General features: G+C 71.2%; 21 protein-coding genes and 1 riboswitch. Of the genes, 8 read left to right on the top strand and 13 right to left on the bottom strand.

Annotated elements, in window-relative coordinates:
- The first annotated feature begins 11 nt into the window (after positions 1 to 11).
- Both O3W51_RS23995 and O3W51_RS23990 read left to right on the top strand, forming a co-directional pair.
- A complete protein-coding gene (locus O3W51_RS23995; RefSeq protein WP_269287320.1) occupies positions 12 to 707 on the top strand; it encodes a type 1 glutamine amidotransferase domain-containing protein in 696 nt (231 codons plus the stop codon).
- A gap of 7 nt (positions 708 to 714) precedes the next feature.
- Positions 715 to 1,254, top strand: coding sequence for a TetR/AcrR family transcriptional regulator (locus O3W51_RS23990; protein WP_138354494.1), 540 nt, complete (start codon positions 715 to 717; stop codon positions 1,252 to 1,254).
- Between the two features lie 28 nt (positions 1,255 to 1,282).
- Here the strand turns inward: O3W51_RS23990 and O3W51_RS23985 are convergent, their stop codons facing one another.
- The 3 genes from O3W51_RS23985 to O3W51_RS23975 form a co-directional block, all read right to left on the bottom strand.
- Entirely contained in the window at positions 1,283 to 3,514 is a 2,232-nt protein-coding gene (locus O3W51_RS23985; protein ID WP_232485791.1) for a HelD family protein, read from the bottom strand.
- Between the two features lie 159 nt (positions 3,515 to 3,673).
- Complete coding sequence (locus O3W51_RS23980) at positions 3,674 to 4,750, bottom strand: hemolysin family protein (protein ID WP_138354495.1); 1,077 nt, start codon at positions 4,748 to 4,750, stop codon at positions 3,674 to 3,676.
- Complete coding sequence (locus O3W51_RS23975) at positions 4,747 to 6,096, bottom strand: hemolysin family protein (RefSeq protein ID WP_138354496.1); 1,350 nt, start codon at positions 6,094 to 6,096, stop codon at positions 4,747 to 4,749. Before O3W51_RS23975 ends, O3W51_RS23980 begins: the two co-directional genes overlap by 4 nt.
- A gap of 371 nt (positions 6,097 to 6,467) precedes the next feature.
- On the opposite strand from O3W51_RS23975, the gene dnaE reads away from it, so the two are divergent.
- From dnaE to O3W51_RS23955, 4 genes are all read left to right on the top strand, one after another.
- Positions 6,468 to 10,025, top strand: a complete 3,558-nt coding sequence (gene dnaE, locus O3W51_RS23970) for a DNA polymerase III subunit alpha (RefSeq protein ID WP_138354497.1) — start codon at positions 6,468 to 6,470, stop codon at positions 10,023 to 10,025.
- A 90-nt stretch (positions 10,026 to 10,115) separates the two neighbouring features.
- Entirely contained in the window at positions 10,116 to 10,538 is a 423-nt protein-coding gene (locus tag O3W51_RS23965) for a GNAT family N-acetyltransferase (RefSeq protein WP_138354498.1), read from the top strand.
- Between the two features lie 67 nt (positions 10,539 to 10,605).
- Positions 10,606 to 10,833, top strand: coding sequence for an antitoxin (locus tag O3W51_RS23960; RefSeq protein WP_138354499.1), 228 nt, complete (start codon positions 10,606 to 10,608; stop codon positions 10,831 to 10,833).
- The gene (locus O3W51_RS23955; RefSeq protein WP_138354500.1) at positions 10,830 to 11,201 is read left to right on the top strand and encodes a fic family toxin-antitoxin system, toxin component; all 372 of its coding nucleotides are present in this window, start codon (positions 10,830 to 10,832) and stop codon (positions 11,199 to 11,201) included. Before O3W51_RS23960 ends, O3W51_RS23955 begins: the two co-directional genes overlap by 4 nt.
- 32 nt (positions 11,202 to 11,233) lie before the next feature.
- Here the strand turns inward: O3W51_RS23955 and bioD are convergent, their stop codons facing one another.
- From bioD to bioB, 3 genes are all read right to left on the bottom strand, one after another.
- Positions 11,234 to 11,953, bottom strand: a complete 720-nt coding sequence (gene bioD / locus O3W51_RS23950) for a dethiobiotin synthase (protein WP_138354501.1) — start codon at positions 11,951 to 11,953, stop codon at positions 11,234 to 11,236.
- A gap of 69 nt (positions 11,954 to 12,022) precedes the next feature.
- Positions 12,023 to 13,354 (bottom strand): adenosylmethionine--8-amino-7-oxononanoate transaminase, encoded by a 1,332-nt coding sequence (locus tag O3W51_RS23945; RefSeq protein ID WP_138354502.1) that lies wholly within the window; start codon positions 13,352 to 13,354, stop codon positions 12,023 to 12,025.
- The gene (gene bioB / locus O3W51_RS23940) at positions 13,347 to 14,615 is read right to left on the bottom strand and encodes a biotin synthase BioB (RefSeq protein ID WP_138354503.1); all 1,269 of its coding nucleotides are present in this window, start codon (positions 14,613 to 14,615) and stop codon (positions 13,347 to 13,349) included. Before bioB ends, O3W51_RS23945 begins: the two co-directional genes overlap by 8 nt.
- A gap of 202 nt (positions 14,616 to 14,817) precedes the next feature.
- On the opposite strand from bioB, the gene O3W51_RS23935 reads away from it, so the two are divergent.
- Positions 14,818 to 15,990 (top strand): 8-amino-7-oxononanoate synthase, encoded by a 1,173-nt coding sequence (locus O3W51_RS23935; RefSeq protein ID WP_138354504.1) that lies wholly within the window; start codon positions 14,818 to 14,820, stop codon positions 15,988 to 15,990.
- Here O3W51_RS23935 and O3W51_RS23930 read toward each other — a convergent pair.
- Positions 15,958 to 16,194, bottom strand: a complete 237-nt coding sequence (locus O3W51_RS23930; RefSeq protein WP_138354505.1) for a DUF397 domain-containing protein — start codon at positions 16,192 to 16,194, stop codon at positions 15,958 to 15,960. The two genes, O3W51_RS23935 and O3W51_RS23930, sit on opposite strands and share 33 nt — an antisense overlap.
- An 11-nt stretch (positions 16,195 to 16,205) precedes the next feature.
- Complete coding sequence (locus O3W51_RS23925; RefSeq protein WP_138354506.1) at positions 16,206 to 17,093, bottom strand: helix-turn-helix domain-containing protein; 888 nt, start codon at positions 17,091 to 17,093, stop codon at positions 16,206 to 16,208.
- A 242-nt stretch (positions 17,094 to 17,335) separates the two neighbouring features.
- On the opposite strand from O3W51_RS23925, the gene O3W51_RS23920 reads away from it, so the two are divergent.
- Positions 17,336 to 17,764 carry an ATP-binding protein gene (locus O3W51_RS23920; protein ID WP_138354507.1) on the top strand — a complete coding sequence of 143 codons (429 nt, stop codon included), beginning with the start codon at positions 17,336 to 17,338 and terminating at the stop codon, positions 17,762 to 17,764.
- Between the two features lie 86 nt (positions 17,765 to 17,850).
- Here the strand turns inward: O3W51_RS23920 and O3W51_RS23915 are convergent, their stop codons facing one another.
- The 5 genes from O3W51_RS23915 to O3W51_RS23895 form a co-directional block, all read right to left on the bottom strand.
- Entirely contained in the window at positions 17,851 to 18,483 is a 633-nt protein-coding gene (locus O3W51_RS23915; protein ID WP_138354508.1) for a GNAT family N-acetyltransferase, read from the bottom strand.
- Entirely contained in the window at positions 18,480 to 18,908 is a 429-nt protein-coding gene (locus O3W51_RS23910) for a VOC family protein (RefSeq protein ID WP_138354509.1), read from the bottom strand. Before O3W51_RS23910 ends, O3W51_RS23915 begins: the two co-directional genes overlap by 4 nt.
- A gap of 149 nt (positions 18,909 to 19,057) precedes the next feature.
- Complete coding sequence (locus O3W51_RS23905) at positions 19,058 to 19,513, bottom strand: C40 family peptidase (RefSeq protein ID WP_138354510.1); 456 nt, start codon at positions 19,511 to 19,513, stop codon at positions 19,058 to 19,060.
- Positions 19,514 to 19,531: 18 nt separating this feature from the next.
- Positions 19,532 to 19,695, bottom strand: a riboswitch (cyclic di-AMP (ydaO/yuaA leader).
- Between the two features lie 321 nt (positions 19,696 to 20,016).
- Positions 20,017 to 20,322, bottom strand: a complete 306-nt coding sequence (locus O3W51_RS23900; protein ID WP_138354562.1) for a hypothetical protein — start codon at positions 20,320 to 20,322, stop codon at positions 20,017 to 20,019.
- 5 nt (positions 20,323 to 20,327) lie between these two features.
- Positions 20,328 to 20,963 (bottom strand): ATP-dependent Clp protease proteolytic subunit, encoded by a 636-nt coding sequence (locus O3W51_RS23895; RefSeq protein WP_138354511.1) that lies wholly within the window; start codon positions 20,961 to 20,963, stop codon positions 20,328 to 20,330.
- Positions 20,964 to 21,000 lie beyond the last annotated feature (37 nt).

Here is a 21,000-nt window from a genome sequence, read left to right as displayed (position 1 = left end):
AGAGATGTGACATGGCAAAGATCCTGTTCGTGATGACCGGCGCCGACCACTGGACGCTGGCCGACGGCACCAAGCACCCCACCGGATTCTGGGCCGAGGAGGCCGTGGCTCCCTACCGTGCCTTCACCGGTGCCGGCCACGAGATCGTGATCGCCACCCCCGGCGGAGTCGTCCCCACGGTCGACCGGGGAAGCCTCGCGCCGGAGGTGAACGGCGGCCAGGAGGCGGCCGACGCGATCGTCGCCGAGCTCGCCGCGATGACCGCCCTGAAGAAGCCCGTCAAGCTCGAGGAGGTCGAACTGGCCGACTACGACGCGGTCTTCTACCCGGGCGGCCACGGCCCGATGGAGGACCTGGCCGTCAACGCCGACTCGGGCCGGCTGCTGACCGCCGCCCTGGACTCCGGCAAGCCGCTCGGTGTGGTCTGCCACGCCCCTGCCGCGCTGCTCGCCGCCACCCGCCCCGACGGCACCTCGCCGTTCGCCGGCTACCGGCTGACCGGCTTCACCAACGTCGAGGAGACCCAGGCGGGCTTCGCCGACAAGGCGAAGTGGCTGCTCCAGGACCGGCTCGTCGAGATCGGCGCGGACTTCCAGGAGAGCGACGCGTGGGCGCCGTACGTGGTCGTCGACCGCAACCTGATCACCGGTCAGAACCCGGCCTCGTCCGCGCCGCTCGCCGCCGAGCTCCTCAAGGCCCTGGGCTGACCGTACGATGCCCACCGACCGGCTGACCGAGGTGCTCGACGCCACCTACACCTGCCTGACCAGGTACGGCGTACGGCGCACCACCATGGACGACATCGCCTCCACGATGGAGGTGTCCCGGTCGGCGGTCTACCAGTACGTCCGCGGCAAGGACGACGCCTTCCGCCGGCTCGCCGAGCGCCTGCACATCCGGGCGCTCGAGCGGGCCCGGCGGGCGGCGGCCGCCGACGCCCCGGCCCCGGAACGGATCCGCGGCATCCTGGCGGCCAAACTCGACCTGGTGCTGGAACTCGCCGGGGACTCCCCGCACACCGCCGAACTGCTCGACGAGAAAGCCCGGCTGTTCGGCGACATCTGCCACGGCTTCACCGCCGACCTGCGCGCCCTGCTGATCGGGGTGTTCGCCGAAGCGGGCACGGGTCCGCCCGACCCGGCCGACGCCGCCGACATCTGCCTCGCCCTGGTCATCGGACTGGAAGCCACCGAGGACGGTGCGCGGCTGCTCCGCCCGGCCACCGACGCCCTGCTGGCCGGGCTGCCGTCCTGACGTCCCGGCCGACCCCGCTTCCGGGCGGTCACTCCTCCAGGCCCTCCGGAAGGCTGCCGGTGTGCACCACGGCCAGTGACCGGGTGGCACGGGTCAGGGCGACATAGAGATCGCTGGCTCCGCGCGCGGAACCGGAGACGATGAGCGCCGGCTCGACGACGATCACCGAGTCGAACTCCAGCCCCTTGGCCTGCCGGGGTTCGAGCAGCACGAGCGACTGCGTCAGATCGGGCTCCTCGCCCGCCATCACCCCCGGGAGCTTCCCGGCCAGTGCCTCGTGCAGTGCCCGCGGCGCGATCACCGCGAGCCGGCCGTCGTCCGGGGTCTCCAGGGAGGCGGCCTCCGCGACCGTACGGACGAGGTCGTCCGTGACGCACACCCGGGGCCGTACTCCTGTCGAACGCACCGAGCGCGGCGGCTCGTACGACGGGTCGGCGGCCCTCGCCACCCCGGCCGCCAGCTCCATGATCTCGGCGGGCGTGCGGTAGTTGACGCCCAGCCGCACATGGCTCCAGCGGTCCCCGACGTACGGGTCCAGGATCTGCCGCCAGGAGTCGCAGCCCGCCGGATCGCCGGTCTGGGCGGGGTCGCCGACCAGGGTCAGCGAACGCGTCGGGCAGCGGCGCATCAGCAGCCGCCACGCCATGGCGGACAGCTCCTGCGCCTCGTCCACGATGATGTGGCCGAAGGCCCAGGTACGGTCGGCGGCGGCGCGTTCCGCGGCGCTGCGGCGGTCGGTCTCCTCGTGCCGGTCGGCGAAGCGCTCGGCGTCGATGAGGTCGTGGGCGGTCAGCACCTCGGACTCCCCGTCCTCGAACTCGAAGGAGCGCGAGCCGTAGGACAGTTCCAGTACCCCCTGGGCGTAGGCCACCTGCTCGCCGCGCTCCCGCGCCGCCGCGGCCCGTGCTGCCCGGTCGTCCTCGCCGAGCAGCTCGGCGGCCTCGTCCAGCAGCGGGATGTCGCCGACGGTCCAGCCGCCGCCGGTGCGGCGGATCAACTCGGCGTCCGCGTCCGGCAGCTGGACCGGATCGGCGAGGAAGCCCCCGACCAGCTGCTGCGGGGTGAGGTAGGGCCAGTACGCGTCGATGGCGGCGTGCACCGCGGGGTTGTCGTTGAGCTCGCGGCCCAGCTGCTCGACCTCCGCCGGGTCGAGGAAGTTCTCCCCGTCGTACGGGTCCGTGCCCAGCCGGTCGGCGAGCTGTGCGGTGAGCGCGTCGAGGACGAAGCGGCCGAAGTGGGCGCGGGCCAGGTTGTGCGGCAGCCGGGTCTGGCGCGCGCAGTGCCGGGCGTCCTCGGCGACGGCCCGCTCCAGCAGCAGCGTCTCGCGCTCGTGCTGGATGGGAAGGGCCGGGTCGGGGACGGTCTGCCGGTCGCGCAGCACCTTCGCGAGGACATCGGCCATGCCGGCCCGCCCTTTGACGGCGGCGGCCCCGGGGCCGTCCGTCCCCGTGGCGGCGACGCCGGGGAAGAGCTCTCCCACGGTCGACAGCAGCACACCGGTCTCGCCGAGTGACGGCAGCACCTCGCCGATATAGCCGAGGAAGGCCGGGTTGGGCCCGACGATCAGCACCGCGCGGCGGGCCAGCTGCTCGCGGTACGCGTAGAGCAGATACGCCGCGCGGTGCAGCGCGACGGCGGTCTTGCCGGTGCCGGGCCCGCCCTCGACGACGAGCACGCCCCGGTGCGGGGCGCGGATGATCTCGTCCTGCTCGGCCTGGATGGTCTGCACGATGTCGGCCATCCGGCCCGTGCGGGCGGCCCCGAGCGCGGCGAGGAGCACGGCGTCCCCGCGCGGGTCCTCGTGTCCCGTGCGCACCGCGTCGGTGAGGTCCAGGACCTCGTCGTGCAGTGCGGTGACGGTGCGGCCGACGGTGGTGAGGTGCCGGCGACGGCGCAGGCCCATCGGGGAATGCCCGGTGGCGAGATAGAAAGGACGTGCGACGGGGGCCCGCCAGTCCACGACGAGCGGGGTCCGGTCGGCGTCGTCCTGCCGGATTCCGATACGGCCGATGTGATGGCGTATGCCATCGGCGAAGTCGATTCGCCCGAAGCAGAGCCCGGACTCCACGGAATTCAGCCCGGAGAGCCGGTCGGTCCGCTCGGTGGCGATCACATCGCGTTCGAGGCGGGCCTGGAGACCCTTGCCCACCTGGGTAAAGGATGCCTGGAGTGCGGCCTCGGCCTGCTCCCGGAGCGTGTCGAGGCGCTCGTAGAGCCGTGAGACGAATTGCTGTTCTTTCTGCAATTCCTCGGTTGACAATTCAGCTCCTGACGCGGTACGGTGTGCGCATAAGAGTTCTCCGCGCTGTTTTGACGCGCGAAGACATGAAACACCTAATATACGCAAGGAATTACCCCGGACGTCAATACGTCCGGGGTAATTTTTTGCCCGGAATCATTTCGGGCGGCGCGGCATCCGTCAGCGGGAAGCGGGGGCGGCCCCGGCCGGACCCGGTGAACCGGGCTGGTCCGCGTCCCTGCCGGTCGCGGCCGGGCCGACCAGTTCCTTGAGGACGTCGGCCATGGTGACGAAGCCGATGCTGCGGCTCTGCTCGTCGACGACCGAGGCGAGGTGGGCCCGGCCGGCGCGCATGGCGGTGAGGACGTCGTCGAGGGGGCTGGCCGCGCTGACCGTGGTGATCGGGCGCAGCGCCGTACGGGGGAAGGGCCGGTCCCGCGGCTCGGTGAACAGGGCGTCCTTGACGTGCAGATAGCCCAGCACCCGGCCGTCGCCCTCCGCCACCGGGAAGCGCGAGAAGCCGGAGCGGGCGGACAGCTGCTCCAGATCCTCGGGAGTGATGCCGAGCGGGGCCCGGACGACGCGGTCGGTCGGCAGCGCGACCTCGCCGACGGGCCGGCGGCCCAGCTCCAGGGCGTCCTGCAGCCGTTCGGTGGCCCGCGAGTCCAGCAGTCCCGCCAGACCGGCGTCGGTCACCATGCGGGACAGCTGGGCGTCGGAGAAGACCGCCGCGACCTCGTCCTTGGTCTCCACCCGCAACAGCCTCAGCAGGGTGTTCGCGAAGGCGTTGATGGTGAAGATCACCGGCCGCAGCGCCCGGGTGAAGGTGACCAGCGGCGGGCCGAGTGCGAGCGCGCTGCGCGCGGGTGCGGCCAGGGCGATGTTCTTGGGGACCATCTCGCCGATGAGCATGTGGAGATAGGTGGCGACGGCCAGGGCGATCACGAAGGCGATCGGGTGGATGAGCGCGTCGGGCACGTTGACGGCGTGGAAGACCGGTTCCAGCAGATGCGCGATGGCCGGTTCCGCGACGATGCCGAGCACCAGGGTGCAGACCGTGATGCCGAGCTGGGCGGCGGCGAGCAGCGGGGACAGATGCTCCAGGCCCCAGATGACGCTGCGGGCGCGCCGGTCCCCTTCGTCTGCGCGCGATTCGATCTGGCTGCGGCGTACGGAGATCATCGCGAACTCGGCGCCGACGAAGAAGGCGTTGACGACGAGGGTCAGGGCGCCGATGAGGAGTTGCAGGACGGTCATCGGGTGCTCTCCCCGTTCGGTGCCGACGGGCTGTCGGAGGCGGGCGGTGCGACGATCCGGACGCGCGAGGCGCGCCGGCCGGCCGCCTCGGTGACCTCCAGCCGCCAGCCGTCGAGTTCGACGGTGTCGCCGGTGGCCGGGATCCGGCCGAGGCGCTGGGCGACGAGTCCGGCGAGGGTCTCGTACGGGCCTTCGGGCGCGTGCAGGCCGATCTCCTCCAGCTGGTCGTCGGTGCGGGTCGCGCCGTCCGCGTCGTAGGTCCGCCGGCCGTCGGCGTCCTCGCCGGTGAAGGTGAGGTCGGACAGCTCGTGCGGGTCGTGCTCGTCGCGGACCTCGCCGACGACCTCCTCGACGATGTCCTCCAGGGTGACCACACCGGCCGTGCCGCCGTACTCGTCGATGACGACCGCCATGGACTGCTTGCCGCCGAGCCGGTCCAGCAGCCGGTCGACGGTCAGCGATTCGGGCACCAGCAGCGGTTCGCGCAGCAGCGAGGTGACCGGGAAGCGCGGGCGGCGCCCGGCGGGAACGGCCAGTACGTCCTTGATGTGGGCGGTGCCGATGACGGAGTCGAGGGTGCCGCGGTAGACGGGGAAGCGGGACAGGCCGGTGGCGCGGGTCGCGTCGGCGACGTCCTCGGCGGTGGCCCGCGAGTCGAGCGCGGTGACCTGGACGCGCGGGGTCATCACGTTCTCCGCGGTGAGTTCCGACAGGTTCAGGGTGCGGACGAACAGCTCGGCGGTGTCGGCCTCGAGCGTGCCGGCCTTGGCGGAGTGCCGGGCCAGCGCCACCAGCTCCTGCGGACCGCGCGCGGAGGCCAGCTCCTCCGCGGGCTCCAGCCCCATCCGGCGCAGCATCCGGTTGGCGGTGTTGTTCAGATGCCGGATCAGCGGGCCGAACGCGGCGGTGAAGGCGCGCTGCGGGGCGGCGACGGCCTTGGCCACCGGCAGCGGCCGGGAGATCGCCCAGTTCTTCGGGACGAGTTCGCCGACGACCATCAGCATCACGGTCGACAGCGCGGTGCCCAGCACCAGCGCGGCGGAGGAGGCCGCGGAGTCCGGCAGCCCGGCGGCCCGCATCGGGCCGGTGAGCAATTCGGTGATCGAGCCCTTGGAGAGCATGCCGATCACCAGGCCGGTGACCGTGATCCCCAACTGCGCGCCGGACAGCTGGAGCGTCAGGGTGCGGACGGCCTGCAGTGCGGCGGAGGCGCCGCGCTCACCGGCCTGCTCCGCACGTTCCAGCTCACCGCGTTCGATCGTCGTGAGCGAGAACTCGGCCGCGACGAAGACACCGCAGGCGAGGGTGAGCAGCAGAGCGACCACCAGGAGGAGCACTTCGGTCATCGGGTCACCTCCGTCCCATGATCGGGCAGAGGTGGTCGGTCCGCACGGCGCCGGCTACTGGGAGGTTCGTCCATGGAGGGACGCTCACACCTTTCCTGGAGGTCGTTCCGTCGGAGGACTCGATCACGCTCATAGTAAAGGAAAGGCAAAGGCGCGGCGTGGCGCGGGGCCTCCGGAGCGCCCGGCGGGTCGCTCCCGACGCCACGCGCGGGCTACCCCACGGTGTTGCGCGAACTCGTTCCGTGATCGCCCCAGGTCACTGTTTCACGCCGTTTTCGATCATGTGGGAAGGGCCGCGAGGAGGCTTCCGGTGAGGGTGCCGAGGGATAGGGTGGAGGCTTCCCGCGACCCGCCCCGGAGGTGCCTGCCCGGTGTCCGACAGCTTTGTCCACCTGCACAATCACACCCAGTTCTCGCTTCTCGACGGCGCGCAGAAGCTGCCCATCCTCTTCAAGAAGATCGAGGAGGAGGGGATGCCGGCCGTGGCGATGTCGGACCACGGCAACATGTTCGGCGCGTACGAGTTCTTCCAGGTGGCGAAGAAGGGCCCGGTCAAGCCGATCATCGGCATCGAGGCCTATGTGGCGCCGTCCTCGCGGCGCAACCGGAAGCCGGAGTTCTGGGGCCCAGGCGGGCAGCGGGCCGTCTCGGACGACGGCGAGGGCAGCAAGGACGTCAGCGGCGGCGGCCGCTTCACCCACATGACGATGTGGGCCGAGCACGCGCAGGGGCTGCGGAACCTCTTCCGGCTCTCCTCGCTCGCGAGCTTCGAGGGCTTCTACGGCAAGCCCCGTATGGACCGCGAACTGATCTCCCAGCACGCCTCGGGGATCATCGCGACCACGGGCTGCCCGTCGGGCGAGATCCAGACCCGGATCCGGCTCGGCCAGTTCGACGCGGCCCTCCAGGCGGCCTCCGACTTCCAGGACATGTTCGGGCGGGAGAACTACTTCCTGGAGTTGATGGACCACGGCCTGGACCTCGAGCGCAACGTCCGCGAGGACCTCCTCAAGATCGCCAAGGAGCTGAAGATCCCGCTCCTGGCGACCAACGACTCGCACTACGTGCACGAGAGCGAGGCCGACTCGCACGACACTCTGCTGTGCGTCGGCGTCGGCAAGAACAAGGACGACCCGGGCCGCTTCCGGTTCAACGGGACCGGCTACTACATCAAGACCGCGGCCGAGATGCGGGAGCTGTTCTCCGAACTGCCCGAGGCGTGCGACAACACGCTGCTGATCGCCGAGCGCATCCAGGACTACGACGAGGTCTTCGCCGAGGTCAACCAGATGCCGCAGTTCGTGGTGCCCGAGGGCGAGGACCAGGAGTCCTGGCTGCGCAAGGAGTGCATGCGCGGCCTGGCGATGCGGTACGGCGACCCCATCCCGGACGCCGTCATGGAGCGCTTCGAGACCGAGATGAAGATCATCGGTCCGATGGGGTTCTCCAGCTACTTCCTCGTCGTCGCCGACATCTGCAAGTACGCCCGTGACAACGACGTGCCCGTCGGCCCCGGCCGTGGCTCCGCGACCGGTTCCATCGTCGCGTACGCCACCCGCATCACCGAGCTGTGCCCCCTGGAGCACGGGCTGCTGTTCGAGCGGTTCCTGAACCCCGAGCGCATCAACCCGCCCGACGTCGACCTCGACTTCGACGACCGCCAGCGCGACCGGATGGTGCGCTACGTCACCGAGAAGTACGGGGAGGAGTACACCGCCCAGGTCAACACGTTCGGCACCATCAAGGCCAAGGCCGCGGTCAAGGACTCCTCCCGGGTCCTGGGCTACCCCTTCGCGATGGGCGACCGCATCACCAAGGCGATGCCCGCCGACGTGATGGGCAAGGGCGTCCCGCTCACCGGCATGTTCGACCCCTCGCACCCCCGCTACGGCGAGGCGGGCGAGATCCGGCAGATGTACGAGAACGAGCCGGACGTCAAGCGCGTCATCGACACCGCGAAGGGCATCGAGGGCCTGGTCCGCGGCACCGGTGTGCACGCGGCCGCGGTGATCCTCTCGAAGACACCCCTGCTGGACCTGATCCCGATGCACCGCCGGGACAAGGACGGCGTGATCATCACGGGCTTCGACTACCCCAGTTGCGAAAACATGGGGCTGGTCAAGATGGACTTCCTGGGTCTCCGGAACCTGGGCATCATCCATCACGCCCTGAAGATCGTGAAGGAGAACCGGGGGGTGGACCTCAAGACCGAGACCATCCCGCTGGACGACGCCACCACCTACGAACTGATGGCCCGCGGCGACACCCTGGGCGTCTTCCAGCTCGACGGCGGCGCCATGCGCGCCCTGCTGAAGCTGATGGAGCCCACCCGGTTCGAGGACATCGCCGCCGTCCTCGCCCTGTACCGGCCGGGCCCGATGGCCGCCAACGCGCACACCAACTACGCGCACCGCAAGAACGGCCGCCAGGAGATCGAACCGATCCACCCCGAGCTGCGCGAAGCGCTCGACCCGATCCTGGGCACCACGTTCCATCTGCTCGTGTACCAGGAGCAGATCATGGCCATCGCCCGGGAGCTGGCCGGCTACAGCCTCGGCGGCGCCGACCTGCTGCGCCGCGCGATGGGCAAGAAGAAGCCCGAGGTGCTGGCGGCCGAGTGGGAGAAGTTCCACGGCGGCATGCAGACCAACGGCTACAGCGAGGAGTCCATCAAGGCGCTGTGGGACGTCATGCTCCCGTTCTCCGGCTACGCCTTCAACAAGTCGCACACCGCCGGCTACGGACTCGTCTCGTACTGGACCGCCTACCTCAAGGCGAACTACCCCGCCGAGTACATGGCGGCGCTGCTCACCTCGGTGGACGACGACAAGGACAAGGCCGCCATCTACCTGGCCGACGCCCGCAAGATGGGCGTCAGGGTGCTGCCCCCGGACGTGAACGAGTCCACCGCCGACTTCACCGCCGTCGGCGACGACGTCCGGTTCGGTCTGAAGTCCGTGCGCAATGTGGGCACCAACGTCATCGAGTCGCTGGTCGCCTCCCGCAAGTCCAAGGGCAAGTACACGGCGTTCAGCGACTTCCTCGACAAGGCCGAGATCACCACGCTCAACAAGCGCGCCGTGGAATCCCTGATCAAGGCCGGCGCCTTCGACTCGCTCGGACACACCCGCAAGGGACTGTCCGCGGTCCACGAGGACGCCATCGACGCGATCATCCCGGTCAAGAAGGCCGAGGCGTACGGGCAGGACGACCTGTTCGGCGCGCTCGACAGCGGGGACGACGGCGGCGGCAGCGGCTTCGGTCTGGACTTCAAGATCGGCGAGGACGAGTGGCCGCGCAAGCAGCTGCTGTCGACCGAGCGCGAGATGCTGGGCCTGTACGTCTCGGCGCACCCGCTGGACGGGGCCGAGCACATCCTCGCCCGCAACCGCGACACCTCCATCGCCGATCTGGTCGCCTCCGGGCAGACCCAGGGCGTGGTGAAACTCGCGGGGCTGATCACCACCGTCGAGCGGCGGATGACGAAGCAGGGCAACGCGTGGGCGATCGTGCACCTCGCCGACCGTGACGCGAACATGGAGATCTGCTTCTTCCCCGCCTCCTACCAGCTCGTGCAGCACGCCCTGATCCCGGACACCGTGGTCGCGGTGACCGGACGGATCAACGACCGCGACGGAACGATCAACATCGCCGGTCAGGAACTGATGGAGCTGGACATCTCGTCGGCCGAGTACGGCGGCAAGCCTCCCGTCCAGCTGTTCATGCGGGCCCACAAGCTCAACCAGCCGACGATCAACGAGCTCAAGCGGATCCTGCGCGCCCACCCGGGCGACAGCCCGGTGCGCATGCGGGTCCGCGGGCCGGAGAAGACCACCGTCTTCGAGCTGGGGTTCCTGGTGAACCACGAGACCATCGCCTCCGACATCAAGGGCTCCTTCGGCGCCGAGAGCTGGCTGGGCGTGGCATGACCCGCGAGTGGTTTCCGTCCCGTCCGCTTCCGGGCTGACGGGACGGAAACCACTGGCCGCGGGGGCGAGCCGGCTGTTTGACTGCGCCGCATGAACGACCTTCACATCCGCGCGGCGGCCCCCTCGGACATCGCGGCCGTACTCGGCTTCTGGCAGGTGGCGGCCGAGGGCGCCAGCATCAGTGACGACGAGCAGGGCGTGGCCCGGCTGATCGCCCGGGACCCGGAGGCGCTGCTCCTGGCCGAACGCGACGGTGTGCTCCTGGGGTCGGTGATCTCCGGATTCGACGGCTGGCGGTGCCATATCTACCGGCTGGCCGTGCACCCCGGCGCCCGGCGCCAGGGGATCGCCGCGGCGCTGCTGGCGGCGACGGAGGAACGCTTCGTCGCGCTGGGCGGGCGGCGGGCGGACGCGATGGTCCTGCAGCGCAACGAGCTGGCGCACCACGCTTGGAAGGCGGCCGGCTATGGCCCCGAGGAGCCGTGGCGGCGCTGGACCAAGCCGCTGAGGTAGCCGCCGGCCGGCGGGATCCGCCGTGGCCCACTTGCCGCTACTAGCGGATCGGCGCTAGCTTGTAGGTATGGCCAAGACCCAGTTGAACGTGCGGGTGGAAGAGTCCACCGCCGAAACGGCCCGGGACCGGGCTTCGCGCCGGGGCATCAGCGTGAACCGGTACATCGAAGAGCTCGTCCAGCAGGACGCGGGTGAACGCGGACGCACCTTCGTCGAGGCCGCGGCCGACTTCATGAAGAGCTACGAGTCGGTGTTCGCGGAGGAGTTCGGCACGGAGCGCGAAGGCAGCCGTTGAGCCTGCGTATCGACCTGGCCTGGCTGCTCATGGTCGCCGAGCACAACACCCCGGGCGACCCACAGGTCACCGACTGGGGCGCGCTGCTCGCGGCGGTGAGCCGGCACCAGGCGGAGATCTTCGGCACCCCCGTCTACCCCGACCCGCACGACCGCGCCGCCGCACTGCTGCAGATACTCGTGCACGTCCCCGCCCTGGAGCGGTCCAACGCGATGTTCGCCTCGGCGGTCGCGTACGCCTACCTCGTCGCCAGCGGACTCAAGGTCACCACCTCACCGGAGCAGGTCCGCGATCTGGCCCGGCTGGTCAAGGACGGCTCCGCCGGCGTCGGCCGGATCGCGGACGAGCTGCGCGGCTGGGGCGGATAGCCGGATAGCCGGACGGGACTTCGCAACACGCCCTAGCCGCGTCCCTCGGTCCGGGTGAACTCCTCGGCGTCCCAGACACCGCCGAGCTGCGGGGCCAGCCAGCCCGGCGCGGCGGCTCGGAACTCCTCCGGGGTGAGGGTGCTCGCACCGGCCGGGACCGCCCCGAGCAGCGGCACCCCCGCCGACTCCGGGAGGTCGGTCAGATTGCAGCGGGCCGCCAGGTCCGGTTCGGCCGGCCAGCTGCCGACGATGAGTCCGGCGCACCGCAGGTCCCGCGCGGCCAGCGCCTCCGTCGTCAGCGCGGCCGTGTTGAGCGTGCCGAGACCGGCGGGCACCACCACGAGTACGGCGGCGCCGAGCAGCTTCGCCACATCGGCCAGGGTCGAGCCGCCGTCGTCGAAGCGCACCAGCAGTCCGCCCGCGCCCTCGATCAGCACCACGTCGTGCACGGCGGACAGCTTCGCGGCCGCCTCGGCGATCTCGGTCGGACGCACCGGGTGCAGTCCTGCCCGCCGGGCCGCGGTCGCGGGCGCCAACGGTTCCGGGTAGCGGGCGAGTTCGACCGCGGTGACCCCGCCGGCCAGCCGCGCCACCTCGGCCGCGTCACCCGGCTCACCCTCCGCCAGGCCCGTCTGGGCGGGTTTGAGCACGGCGACGCTCAGCCCCTGCGCCAGTGCGGCCGCGGCGACCGCCGCGGTCACCACCGTCTTCCCGATCTCCGTGCCCGTCCCCGTGACCGCCAGTACCGCCATGTGACCGCTTCCTCCTCGTGTCGATGCCGGACGGCGCGCCGACCGCTCCGCGCCGTCCGCCCCCGGTTGTCAGCCCGCGCGCGCGGCCGCCAGGACCGCCGCACAGATCCGCGCCACGTCCTCGTCCCCGGTGACGTAGGGCGGCATGATGTACACCAGATCACGGAACGGGCGCAGCCACACACCCGCCCCCACCGCGGCCCGGGTGGCCGCGGCCATGTCGATCTGATGGTCGAGCTGGACGACCCCGATCGCCCCGAGCACGCGGACGTCCCGTACGCCCGGCAGCGCGGCGGCGGGCGCCAGTCCGTCGAGCAGTCCGGCCTCGATGCGTTTGACCTCGCCCGCCCAGTCCTGCGACAGCAGCAGGTCGATCGAGGCACACGCGACGGCCGCCGCGAGCGGGTTGCCCATGAACGTCGGGCCGTGCGCGAGAACCGGGACCTCACCGCGCGAGATGCCGTCGGCGACCCGGGTGGTGCACAGCGTCGCCGCCATCGTCAGATAACCGCCGGTCAGCGCCTTGCCCAGACACATCACGTCGGGCGAGATCCCGGCGTGCTCCGCCGCGAAGAGAGCGCCGGTGCGGCCGAAGCCGGTGGCGATCTCGTCGAAGACCAGCAGCACGTCGTGCTCGTCGCACGCCTCGCGCAGCACCCGCAGATAGGCGGGGGAGTGGAACTTCATCCCGCCGGCGCCCTGTACCACCGGCTCGACGATCACCGCCGCCAGCTCATCGGCGTGACGGCCGATCAGCTCCCGCAGATGGGCCACGTAACGCGGGTCGGGCTCGGCGACGAAACCGGACGGCGGCGCGTCGGCGAAGACCTGCCGGGGGAGCGCCCCCGACCACAGTTCGTGCATCCCGCCGTCGGGGTCGCACACCGACATCGGCTGCCAGGTGTCCCCGTGGTAGCCGCCGCGCCAGGTCAGCAGCCGCTGCTTGGCCGGCCGGCCCAGCGAACGCCAGTACTGCAGGCACATCTTGACCGCGACCTCGACCGACACCGAGCCGGAGTCGGTGAGGAAGACATGGCGCAGCGGCTCCGGGGTGATCTCCACCAGTCGCGCCGCGAGGCGGACGGCGGGCTCGTGGGTGAGCCCGCCGAACATCACATGGCTGAACCGGTCGAGCTGGCCGCGCGCGGCCTCGTTGAGGACCGGGTGGTTGTAGCCGTGGATCGCCGACCACCAGGACGCCATGCCGTCGATCAGCTCGGTCCTGCCCTCCGCCGGGGCGGCCAGCCGCAGCCGGACCCCGGACGCCGATGCGACGATCAGCGGCTCCTGACGGCCGGGCATCGGCCCGTAGGGATGCCAGACGTGCTCCCGGTCCAGCGCCAGCAGCGCATCGGGGGTCAGCGCCACCGGAGCCGGCGGCGTGATGAGAGGCTCAGGCATTGGGCGGCAGGTCCGTTCCCGCTCCGCGCCGGCGGACGGCGACCAGTCCGGTGCGGGCGGCACCCGCCGGGACCGGCTCCTGGTCCGGTGCGCCCGCGGGCTCCGCCACCGGCTCGGGTGCGCCCTGCGCCGCGCCGCCACAGGGACCGCAGCCGCCGCCGTCGGCGTGCGAACCGCAGCCCGCGTCCTCGTTCTGCGAGCCGCAGCCGCCGCCCGCTTCGTGCGAGCCGCAGCCGCCGCCGGCGTGCGCCACGTCCGCGCGGTGCTGGGGGAGCGTGACCGTACCCGCGCCCTCCACCTCGAAGCCGGCGTCGGCGATCATGTCGAGGTCGGCCTGGCCGGCCTGGCCCTCGCTGGTCAGATAGTCGCCCAGGAAGATCGAGTTCACCAGGTGCAGCGCGAGCGGCTGCAGGGAGCGCAGGTGCACCTCGCGGCCGCCGGCGAGCCGGACCTCCACGTCGGGGCAGACGAACCGCACCATCGCCAGGATCCGCAGGGCGCGCTGCGGGGTGAGGTTCCACTCCTCGGCCAGCGGGGTGCCCTCGAACGGGATCAGGAAGTTGACCGGCACCGAGTCCGGGTCCAGCTCACGCAGCGCGAACACCACGTCCACGAGGTCGGCGTCGGACTCGCCCATGCCCGCGATCAGACCGGAGCACGCGGACAGCCCGGCCGCCTGTGCCTGCTGCACGGTGTCCACCCGGTCGGCGTAGGTGTGCGTGGTGGTGATGCCCCCGTACGTCGCCTCGGAGGTGTTCAGGTTGTGGTTGTACGCGTCCGCGCCGGCCTCGCGCAGCCGGTCCGCCTGACCGGCGGAGAGCAGGCCCAGGCACGCACACACCTCGATGCCCTCGTTCTCCTCCTTGATCGCCTCGATGGTCCGGGAGACCCGGTCCACATCGCGGTCCGTGGGACCGCGCCCGCTGGCCACCAGGCACACCCGCTTGGCCCCGCCCGCGACACCGGCCGTCGCGGCGGCCGCCGCCTCGTGCGGCTTGAGCCAGGTGTACTTCAGGATCCCGGCCGTGGAGCCGAGCCGCTGCGAGCAGTACGAGCAGTCCTCCGGGCACAGCCCGGACTTGAGGTTGACCAGGTAGTTGAGCTTCACACGGCGCCCGAACCACTGGCGCCGCACCTTGCCGGCCGCGGTCACCACATCGAGCAGGTCATCGTCGGAGGTCGCCAGTACGGCAAGCGCCTCATCCCGGGTGGGCAGCTCTCGGCGCAGCCCCTTGTCCACCAGCGTGTTCAGCAGATCCATAGGGGCGATCCTGGCCCACCGAGGGGCCGAGAGCCAATGATGGACCGCACAACAGGGGTGGCTATAGGTGTGTGTATCGCCACACCCTGTCCGGGCGGCCCGACCAGTACGTTGCTGCCAGGCCCACCCGCACCTCCGCACCGCACCGCCGGACCCCCCGGCGGACCCGCCAGAGCCCGCCCCGCCGACCCCAGGGACCCCGATGAGCCGCGACCCGTTCGACTGGATCGACGCCCACGCCGAGCGGCGCCGCGAGGCCGGCCTCGTCCGCACCCTGCGACCGCGGCAGGCGGAGTCGACACTGCTGGACCTGGCGGGCAACGACTACCTCGGACTGGCCCGGCACCCCCAGGTCACCCGGGCCGGGGCCGACGCCTGCCTGCAGTGGGGCGCGGGCTCCACCGGTTCCCGGCTGGTCACCGGCACCACCGAGCTGCACACCGAACTGGAGGCGGAGCTCGCCGAATTCTGCGGGTTCGAGGCCGCCCTGGTCTTCGCCTCCGGCTACGCCGCGAACCTGGCCGCTGTCACCGCGCTGACCGGGCCCGGCACGCTCATCGTCTCCGACACCTCCAACCACGCCTCGCTGATCGACGGCTGCCGGCTGTCGCGCGCCGACACCGAGGTCGTCGCGCACCGCGACACGGAAGCGGTGCGCAAGGCGCTGGACGCGCACGACGGGCCCGCCGTCGTCGTCTCCGACTCGGTCTTCTCCGTCGACGGCGACGCGGCCCCGCTCACCGGACTGGCCGCCGCCTGCCGCGAGCACGGCGCGGCACTGCTCGTGGACGACGCCCACGGACTGGGCGTCCTGGGCGAGGGCGGCCGGGGCGCGGCCTGGGCGGCGGGCCTGGCCGGCGCGCCGGACGTGGTCGTCACCGCCACGCTGTCGAAATCGCTCGGCAGCCAGGGCGGAGTGGTGCTCGGCCCGGCCCGGGTGATCGAGCACCTGGTGAACGCCGCCCGCACCTTCATCTTCGACACCGGGCTCGCGCCCGCCGCGGCGGGCGCGGCGCTCGGCGCGCTGCGCCTGCTGCGCGGTGAGCCGGAGCGCGCGGAGCGGGCCCGTGCGGTGGCCCTGCAGCTGTACGACCGGCTGACCGCGGCGGGGCTGCGGTCGGCCCGGCCGGACGCCTGTGTGGTCGCGGTGCGTGCCCCGTCGGCCGGGGAGGCGCTCCAGTGGGCGGCGGACTGCAGGAACGCAGGCCTGGCGGTGGGGTGCTTCCGCCCGCCGTCGGTGCCCGACGGCATCTCGCGGCTGCGGCTGACCGCCCGCGGCGATCTGACGGATCAGCAGATCGCCGAGGCGGTCGGGGTGATCGTGCGCACCGCGCCTCGCGACTCAGCCCGGTCCGGCGAACTCACCGGCGCGTAGCGCCCGTACGAAGTCGTCCCAGGCGGCCGGCGCGAACAGCAGCACCGGTCCCTCGGGGTTCTTGGAGTCGCGCACGGCCAGCTGTCCTGCGGACAACCGGGCCGTTTCGACGCAATTGTTGGCCGCGGTGCTGTAGCTGCTGCGTTGCCACCGCGTCGCACAAGGAGTTGTGCTGGAGGAAACGTACCGAGGCAGTACCGGCATATGGTGCCTCCTTACGCGCCTTTGCTGTTCCCGGAGCCGATCCAGGAGTCGTTCCCGGAGCCGATCCCGGAAATGAACGCCAATGAGTCGTCGTACGACAGGGCGTGGGAGCGCAATCGGTCGAACGCGGCGCTGTAGGCCCTGAGATCCTCTTGTCGATCCACATAGAGACTACTCGTCAAATGGTCGATAACAACAACGTCCAGATCGGCAATGAGCGGGAAGGAGAAGATTACGAAAGATCCCGTAACACCTATGTGGCCGCCCGCGGCGAAGGGCAGAACCTGCAGCCGTATCCGCGGCATCCTGGCGGCTTCCGCGAGGTGTCGCAACTGCGCCCCCATGACCTGTGCTCCGCCGACATTGCGCCGCAGCACCGCCTCGTCGAGCAGAGCGTGCAGCTCCAGCGGGGAATCCTGCTCCAGCACGGCCTGCCGGGCCGTCCGCACCTCGACCAGGGCGTCGACCTCCCGTGCCCCGAGCTGCGGGAGGACCGAGCGGGTGAGCGCGCGGGCGTACGCCGGGGTCTGCAGCAGGCCGGGCACCACGCTGTTCTCCATGGTGCGCGCCCGGCCGGCGCCGGTTTCCAGACTGATGAAGTCGCGGTACTCCGGGGGCAGTACGTCGCGGAAGTCGTGCCACCAGCCGCGCTGGGTACCCTTCCCGGCCAAGGTCGCCAACAGGTCGCGCAGTTCACGGTCGCGGACCCCGTAGATGTCCAGCAGACAGGCCACGTCCTCCGGCCGCGCGCTGCTGCGGCCGGTCTCGATACGGCTCACCTTCGGCTGGTGCCAGCCGGCCCTGCGGGCGGCCTCGCCGCTCGTCATCCCGGCCAGATCGCGTTGCCGCCGGAGTTCCGCTCCGAGCTTTCGGCGTCGTACCGCGGGGATCCGTTGCATCGCGCGCCGCCCTTCCTGAAGGAACTTTTCAGACCGTCACCAGTGCGACAGTCTGCGCCTGAATACGTTCTCGCGTAGCAGGGTTCACCGCTTTGAGCGACAGATATATGCATATCGCTGTGGATCGGCCGCAATAGCGGCACCATAGGTGGCACTCTGGCGCGAAGTAGCCGTCCGCGGCTCCCTGCGGGCAGACCGCACGACGGAGTCTCGGGGCACGGCGGGAAAGGGACAGCGTCGCCATGGCAGACCTCCAGGAAGCATCCGTCACCCTGCCGAGCGACCCCGCCTCGGTCACCACGGCCCGCCGGTACGTCTGCGGGCTGCTGGCGGACTGGGGGATGCCCGAGAACGCGCCCGCAGTCGACGCTGTCCGGCTGATCGTCTCCGAACTCGCCACCAACGCCGTGCTGCACACCCTCGGCCAGTCACCCACCTTCACCGTGGACGTCCAGCTGGAGCGGTCCGAACACCTGCGGATCGGGGTCACCGACAGCCATCCGCGCTGGCCGCAGCGGCTGCCGGCCGCCGTCCAGCAGGACAACGGGCGCGGCATGGTCATCATCCGCCATCTCACCGCGGAGTCCGGCGGCCGGCTCTCGGTGACCCCCACGCCGGACGGCGGCAAGACCGTCTGGATCATGCTCCCCTGGGCGGTCCCGGTGCAGTGACCGGTGTGGCCGCGAGCGGTGTGCCGTGATCGGGGCGCCGCGACCGGTGTGCCGTGATCGAGGTGTGGGAGCCCGGCCCGGGAACGTCAGCCGTGGTCCGCGACCAGTAGCGCCTCCGCACCCACCGGGACGTATCCGGCGGCCAGGAAGGCGCGCACGCTGGAGGCGTTTCCCGGGGCGATCTGGGCCCACAGCGGACGGCCGCCGGGCACCAGGTGGCGGGCGGCGCGGGCGAGGCGGCGGCCCAGGCCCGTTCCGCGCGCGCCGGGGTCGACCTCCAGGGCCGCTTCCCAGCGGCCGCCGACGCCGCGGCCGATCAGCACGGTGCCGCCAGGTGTCGTCCAGGCCCGTACGTCGTCACGGCGCTGCAGCGCCCGGACGATCCGCGGATGGGCGCGGTCGGTCGCCGGCTCCAGTCGCAGATCCGGCGGCCCCGGCAGCGGCTGGGCGAGCACCATCATGTCGATGTTCTCCACCCGCCGGCCGACGCGCCGGCCCAGGGCGTCCAGGAACGCCGGGCTGAGCGGCGCGGCGAGATCGCCGGGGGTCAGCAGACCGCGCATCCAGTCGTGGTCGGTATCGGTGAACACGACGGCGTGCGCGGCGAAGGAGAAGACTCCGGCGTCGCGCTCCGAGGGCTGCGGCACGAGGGTCACCCCGCCGTCCGGGGCGGGCAGGACGCCCTTCTCCACATCGGCCAGGATCCGCGGCAGGCTCATGCCTGAGGTGCTTCAGCCGCCTGGGTCGTCCCGGCCGCCGCCCGGGCGCGTTCGGGGGCGCTGCGCTCGACGCAGAACTCGTTGCCCTCCGGGTCGGCCATGTACACCCATCCCGTTCCGTCCGGCCTCCGCTGGTCACTGACCACTGTCGCGCCCAGCCCGGTCAGCCGCGCGACCGTCTCGTCGCGGGTACCGGTGGGCGGCTGGATGTCCAGGTGCACCCGGTTCTTGGCCGACTTGCCTTCGGGCACCCGGATGAACAGCATTCCGGGGACACCCGGTTGGCCCGGATCGATGAGCACCTCGGAGTCACCCGGGTCGGAGTCCTCCAGTACGTAGCCGGTCAACTCGGACCAGAACACGGCGAGACGGTACGGATCGGCGGCGTCGAAGGTGATGTGGTGGACGGGGTTGAGATAGGTCATATACGGCTCCCGGCCGGAGGGTTGGTCCCGAGCGGGGTCAACATATCCGTCCGGCAGGCGTCCTTGCCGGGATTATCCGCCCGCTCCGCCGCTCCGCCCGCGTCGCCCAACGGCCGAGCGGGGCCCGGACGGCCGGGCCCCGCGGTGCGTCAGCGGACCCGCCCGTACCAGACACTGCCGGTCCAGATCTTCTCCAGCCGGACCCGGGTGCCCGTCTTGGGGGCGTGCCAGATCTTGCCGCTGCCGGCGTAGATGCCCACGTGGTAGACGCTGCTGCCGGTGTGGAAGAACACCAGGTCGCCGGCCTGGCGGCTTGAAGCCGCGATGTGCTTGGTGCTGTTGTACTGGGCGCCGGTGGTGCGGGGCAGCTTCTTGCCGGCTTTGTTGAACGAGTACAGAGTGAGTCCGGAGCAGTCGAAACGGTTCGGCCCCGCGGCGCCGTACTGGTACGGAGAGCCCTTCTTCGACGCCGCGACGCTCAGGGCCTTGGCGGAGGCGGTGGCCGCGTCGGCGTGGGTGGCGGTGGCCGGCAACAGGGCGGGGACCGCGACAGCGGCGGCGGTGAGGACCGAGGCGGCCCCCAAACGGGACAGACGTGTGGACATGCCGAACGTGGCCATGCGAAACCCTTCGTCGTCCGCTTGCGAAGGATGACCTGTCGGGTTCGGGCAGGCGAAGAATCCCGGCCGCTGACGCGGCTTCACCCCAAGGGGACGGCCTGGATACCGCTGGGCCGGCCCCGTCGTGCCTGGGTCCTCCGTTCCTGCCGTTGCAGTGTCGACCGGGCATCCGGGCGGCGGCAGGATTGGGCGTCCGCTCGGACCGCCCCACCACGGCGGCGGGGTCTTGTCGTCGAAGGGAGCATGACTCACGAATGCGCTCGGATCGGTACACAAACGGCTTTATGTGATTCTCGTCACCAATCACCTATTTGGGTGGACGGAACGCCGACCGCTGCCGTTTCCGCCCTGGCGCACGCCGGTTGACCTGGGGCGGAAGCACCGACCGTGACGGGCGGACGTCGCAAGTCGGTGCTGCAACATCCACCCGTCACGCGCAAGGGTGACTACTCCGAACGTGCGGCCGGATGTCGCCCCCGATGGGCCGTTCAGTGGCCCGGCGGAGGCGGGACGACCACCAGGGACGTCCGCCGCTCACCGTCCAGGACGCGCAGCGCCCTGCCCAGCGTGCCGGTGTGCACCTCGGTCTCGCCGCGGTCGTGCATCACCGCCAGCGCCTCGCGCAGCGCCGTCGCCCTGCCGACCAAGGCCTGGGCGGCGCGCAGCGCGCCGTAGGTGTCGCGGGAGCGGGACGGGTTGATCCGTCCCAGCAGGTCCACGATCTCCAGATAGCGGTCGACGAGTTCGCCCTCGGAGCGCGTCAGGGCCGGCAGCGGCGGCAGTTCCGGCACCACCGGTGTCACCGGATGCCGTGTGCGGTGCCGTTGGTCTTCCGGCTGAGGGTGACGCGGTCGACGATGCCGTAGGCCAGCGCCTGCGTGGCGTCGAGGATCATGTCGCGCTCGATGTCGGCGCTGACCCGCTCGGGCTCCTGTCCGGTGTGGCGCACCAGCAGCTCCTCCAACTTCTCCCGGGTGCGCAGCAGTTCCCGGGCCTGGATCTCCAGGTCCGCGATGGTGCCCTGCACTGCCTGCCCGAACGACGGCTGGTGGATGAGGACCCGTGCGCCCGGAGTGATCATGCGCTTGCCGGGGGCGCCGGCGGCGAGCAGCACGGCGGCGGCCGAGGCCGCCTGGCCGATGCAGACCGTGGACACGTCGCAGGTGACGAACTGCATCGTGTCGTAGATCGCGGTCATGGCGGTGAACGAGCCGCCGGGGGAGTTGATGTACAGCGAGATGTCCTGCCCGGGTGCCGAGCTCTCCAGATGGATGAACTGCGCCATGACGTCGTTGGCGGAGGTGTCGTCGATCTGGGTCCCGAGGATGACGACGCGTTCCTGCAGCAGCTTGGAGTACGGGTCCATGGTGCGGGTCCCGGAGCTGGTGCGTTCGGTGAACTCGGGCAGGACGTAGCGGGCGGTGGGTCGGATCATGGCGGCACCTCCATGTAAAAAATGTACAGGACGTACA

It is taken from the genome of Streptomyces sp. H39-C1, from assembly GCF_027158125.1.
GTDB classification, from domain to species: domain Bacteria; phylum Actinomycetota; class Actinomycetes; order Streptomycetales; family Streptomycetaceae; genus Actinacidiphila; species Actinacidiphila fildesensis.
Note: the sequence above shows the minus strand (reverse complement) of the source record. Positions and strands in the feature narration are given on the sequence as shown.

Excerpts from the sequence above, each read along its gene's own strand:
- O3W51_RS23945 (WP_138354502.1), bottom strand. The coding sequence starts at position 13,354 with ATGCCTGAGCCTCTCATCACGCCGCCGGCTCCGGTGGCGCTGACCCCC.
- O3W51_RS23925 (WP_138354506.1), bottom strand. The coding sequence starts at position 17,093 with ATGCAACGGATCCCCGCGGTACGACGCCGAAAGCTCGGAGCGGAACTC.
- O3W51_RS23995 (WP_269287320.1), top strand. The coding sequence starts at position 12 with ATGGCAAAGATCCTGTTCGTGATGACCGGCGCCGACCACTGGACGCTG.
- O3W51_RS23920 (WP_138354507.1), top strand. The coding sequence starts at position 17,336 with ATGGCAGACCTCCAGGAAGCATCCGTCACCCTGCCGAGCGACCCCGCC.
- O3W51_RS23935 (WP_138354504.1), top strand. The coding sequence starts at position 14,818 with ATGAGCCGCGACCCGTTCGACTGGATCGACGCCCACGCCGAGCGGCGC.
- O3W51_RS23905 (WP_138354510.1), bottom strand. The coding sequence starts at position 19,513 with ATGTCCACACGTCTGTCCCGTTTGGGGGCCGCCTCGGTCCTCACCGCC.
- O3W51_RS23910 (WP_138354509.1), bottom strand. The coding sequence starts at position 18,908 with ATGACCTATCTCAACCCCGTCCACCACATCACCTTCGACGCCGCCGAT.
- O3W51_RS23965 (WP_138354498.1), top strand. The coding sequence starts at position 10,116 with ATGAACGACCTTCACATCCGCGCGGCGGCCCCCTCGGACATCGCGGCC.
- O3W51_RS23980 (WP_138354495.1), bottom strand. The coding sequence starts at position 4,750 with ATGACCGTCCTGCAACTCCTCATCGGCGCCCTGACCCTCGTCGTCAAC.
- O3W51_RS23930 (WP_138354505.1), bottom strand. The coding sequence starts at position 16,194 with ATGCCGGTACTGCCTCGGTACGTTTCCTCCAGCACAACTCCTTGTGCG.
- O3W51_RS23960 (WP_138354499.1), top strand. The coding sequence starts at position 10,606 with ATGGCCAAGACCCAGTTGAACGTGCGGGTGGAAGAGTCCACCGCCGAA.
- O3W51_RS23915 (WP_138354508.1), bottom strand. The coding sequence starts at position 18,483 with ATGAGCCTGCCGCGGATCCTGGCCGATGTGGAGAAGGGCGTCCTGCCC.
- O3W51_RS23990 (WP_138354494.1), top strand. The coding sequence starts at position 715 with ATGCCCACCGACCGGCTGACCGAGGTGCTCGACGCCACCTACACCTGC.
- bioB (WP_138354503.1), bottom strand. The coding sequence starts at position 14,615 with ATGGATCTGCTGAACACGCTGGTGGACAAGGGGCTGCGCCGAGAGCTG.
- bioD (WP_138354501.1), bottom strand. The coding sequence starts at position 11,953 with ATGGCGGTACTGGCGGTCACGGGGACGGGCACGGAGATCGGGAAGACG.
- O3W51_RS23895 (WP_138354511.1), bottom strand. The coding sequence starts at position 20,963 with ATGATCCGACCCACCGCCCGCTACGTCCTGCCCGAGTTCACCGAACGC.
- O3W51_RS23975 (WP_138354496.1), bottom strand. The coding sequence starts at position 6,096 with ATGACCGAAGTGCTCCTCCTGGTGGTCGCTCTGCTGCTCACCCTCGCC.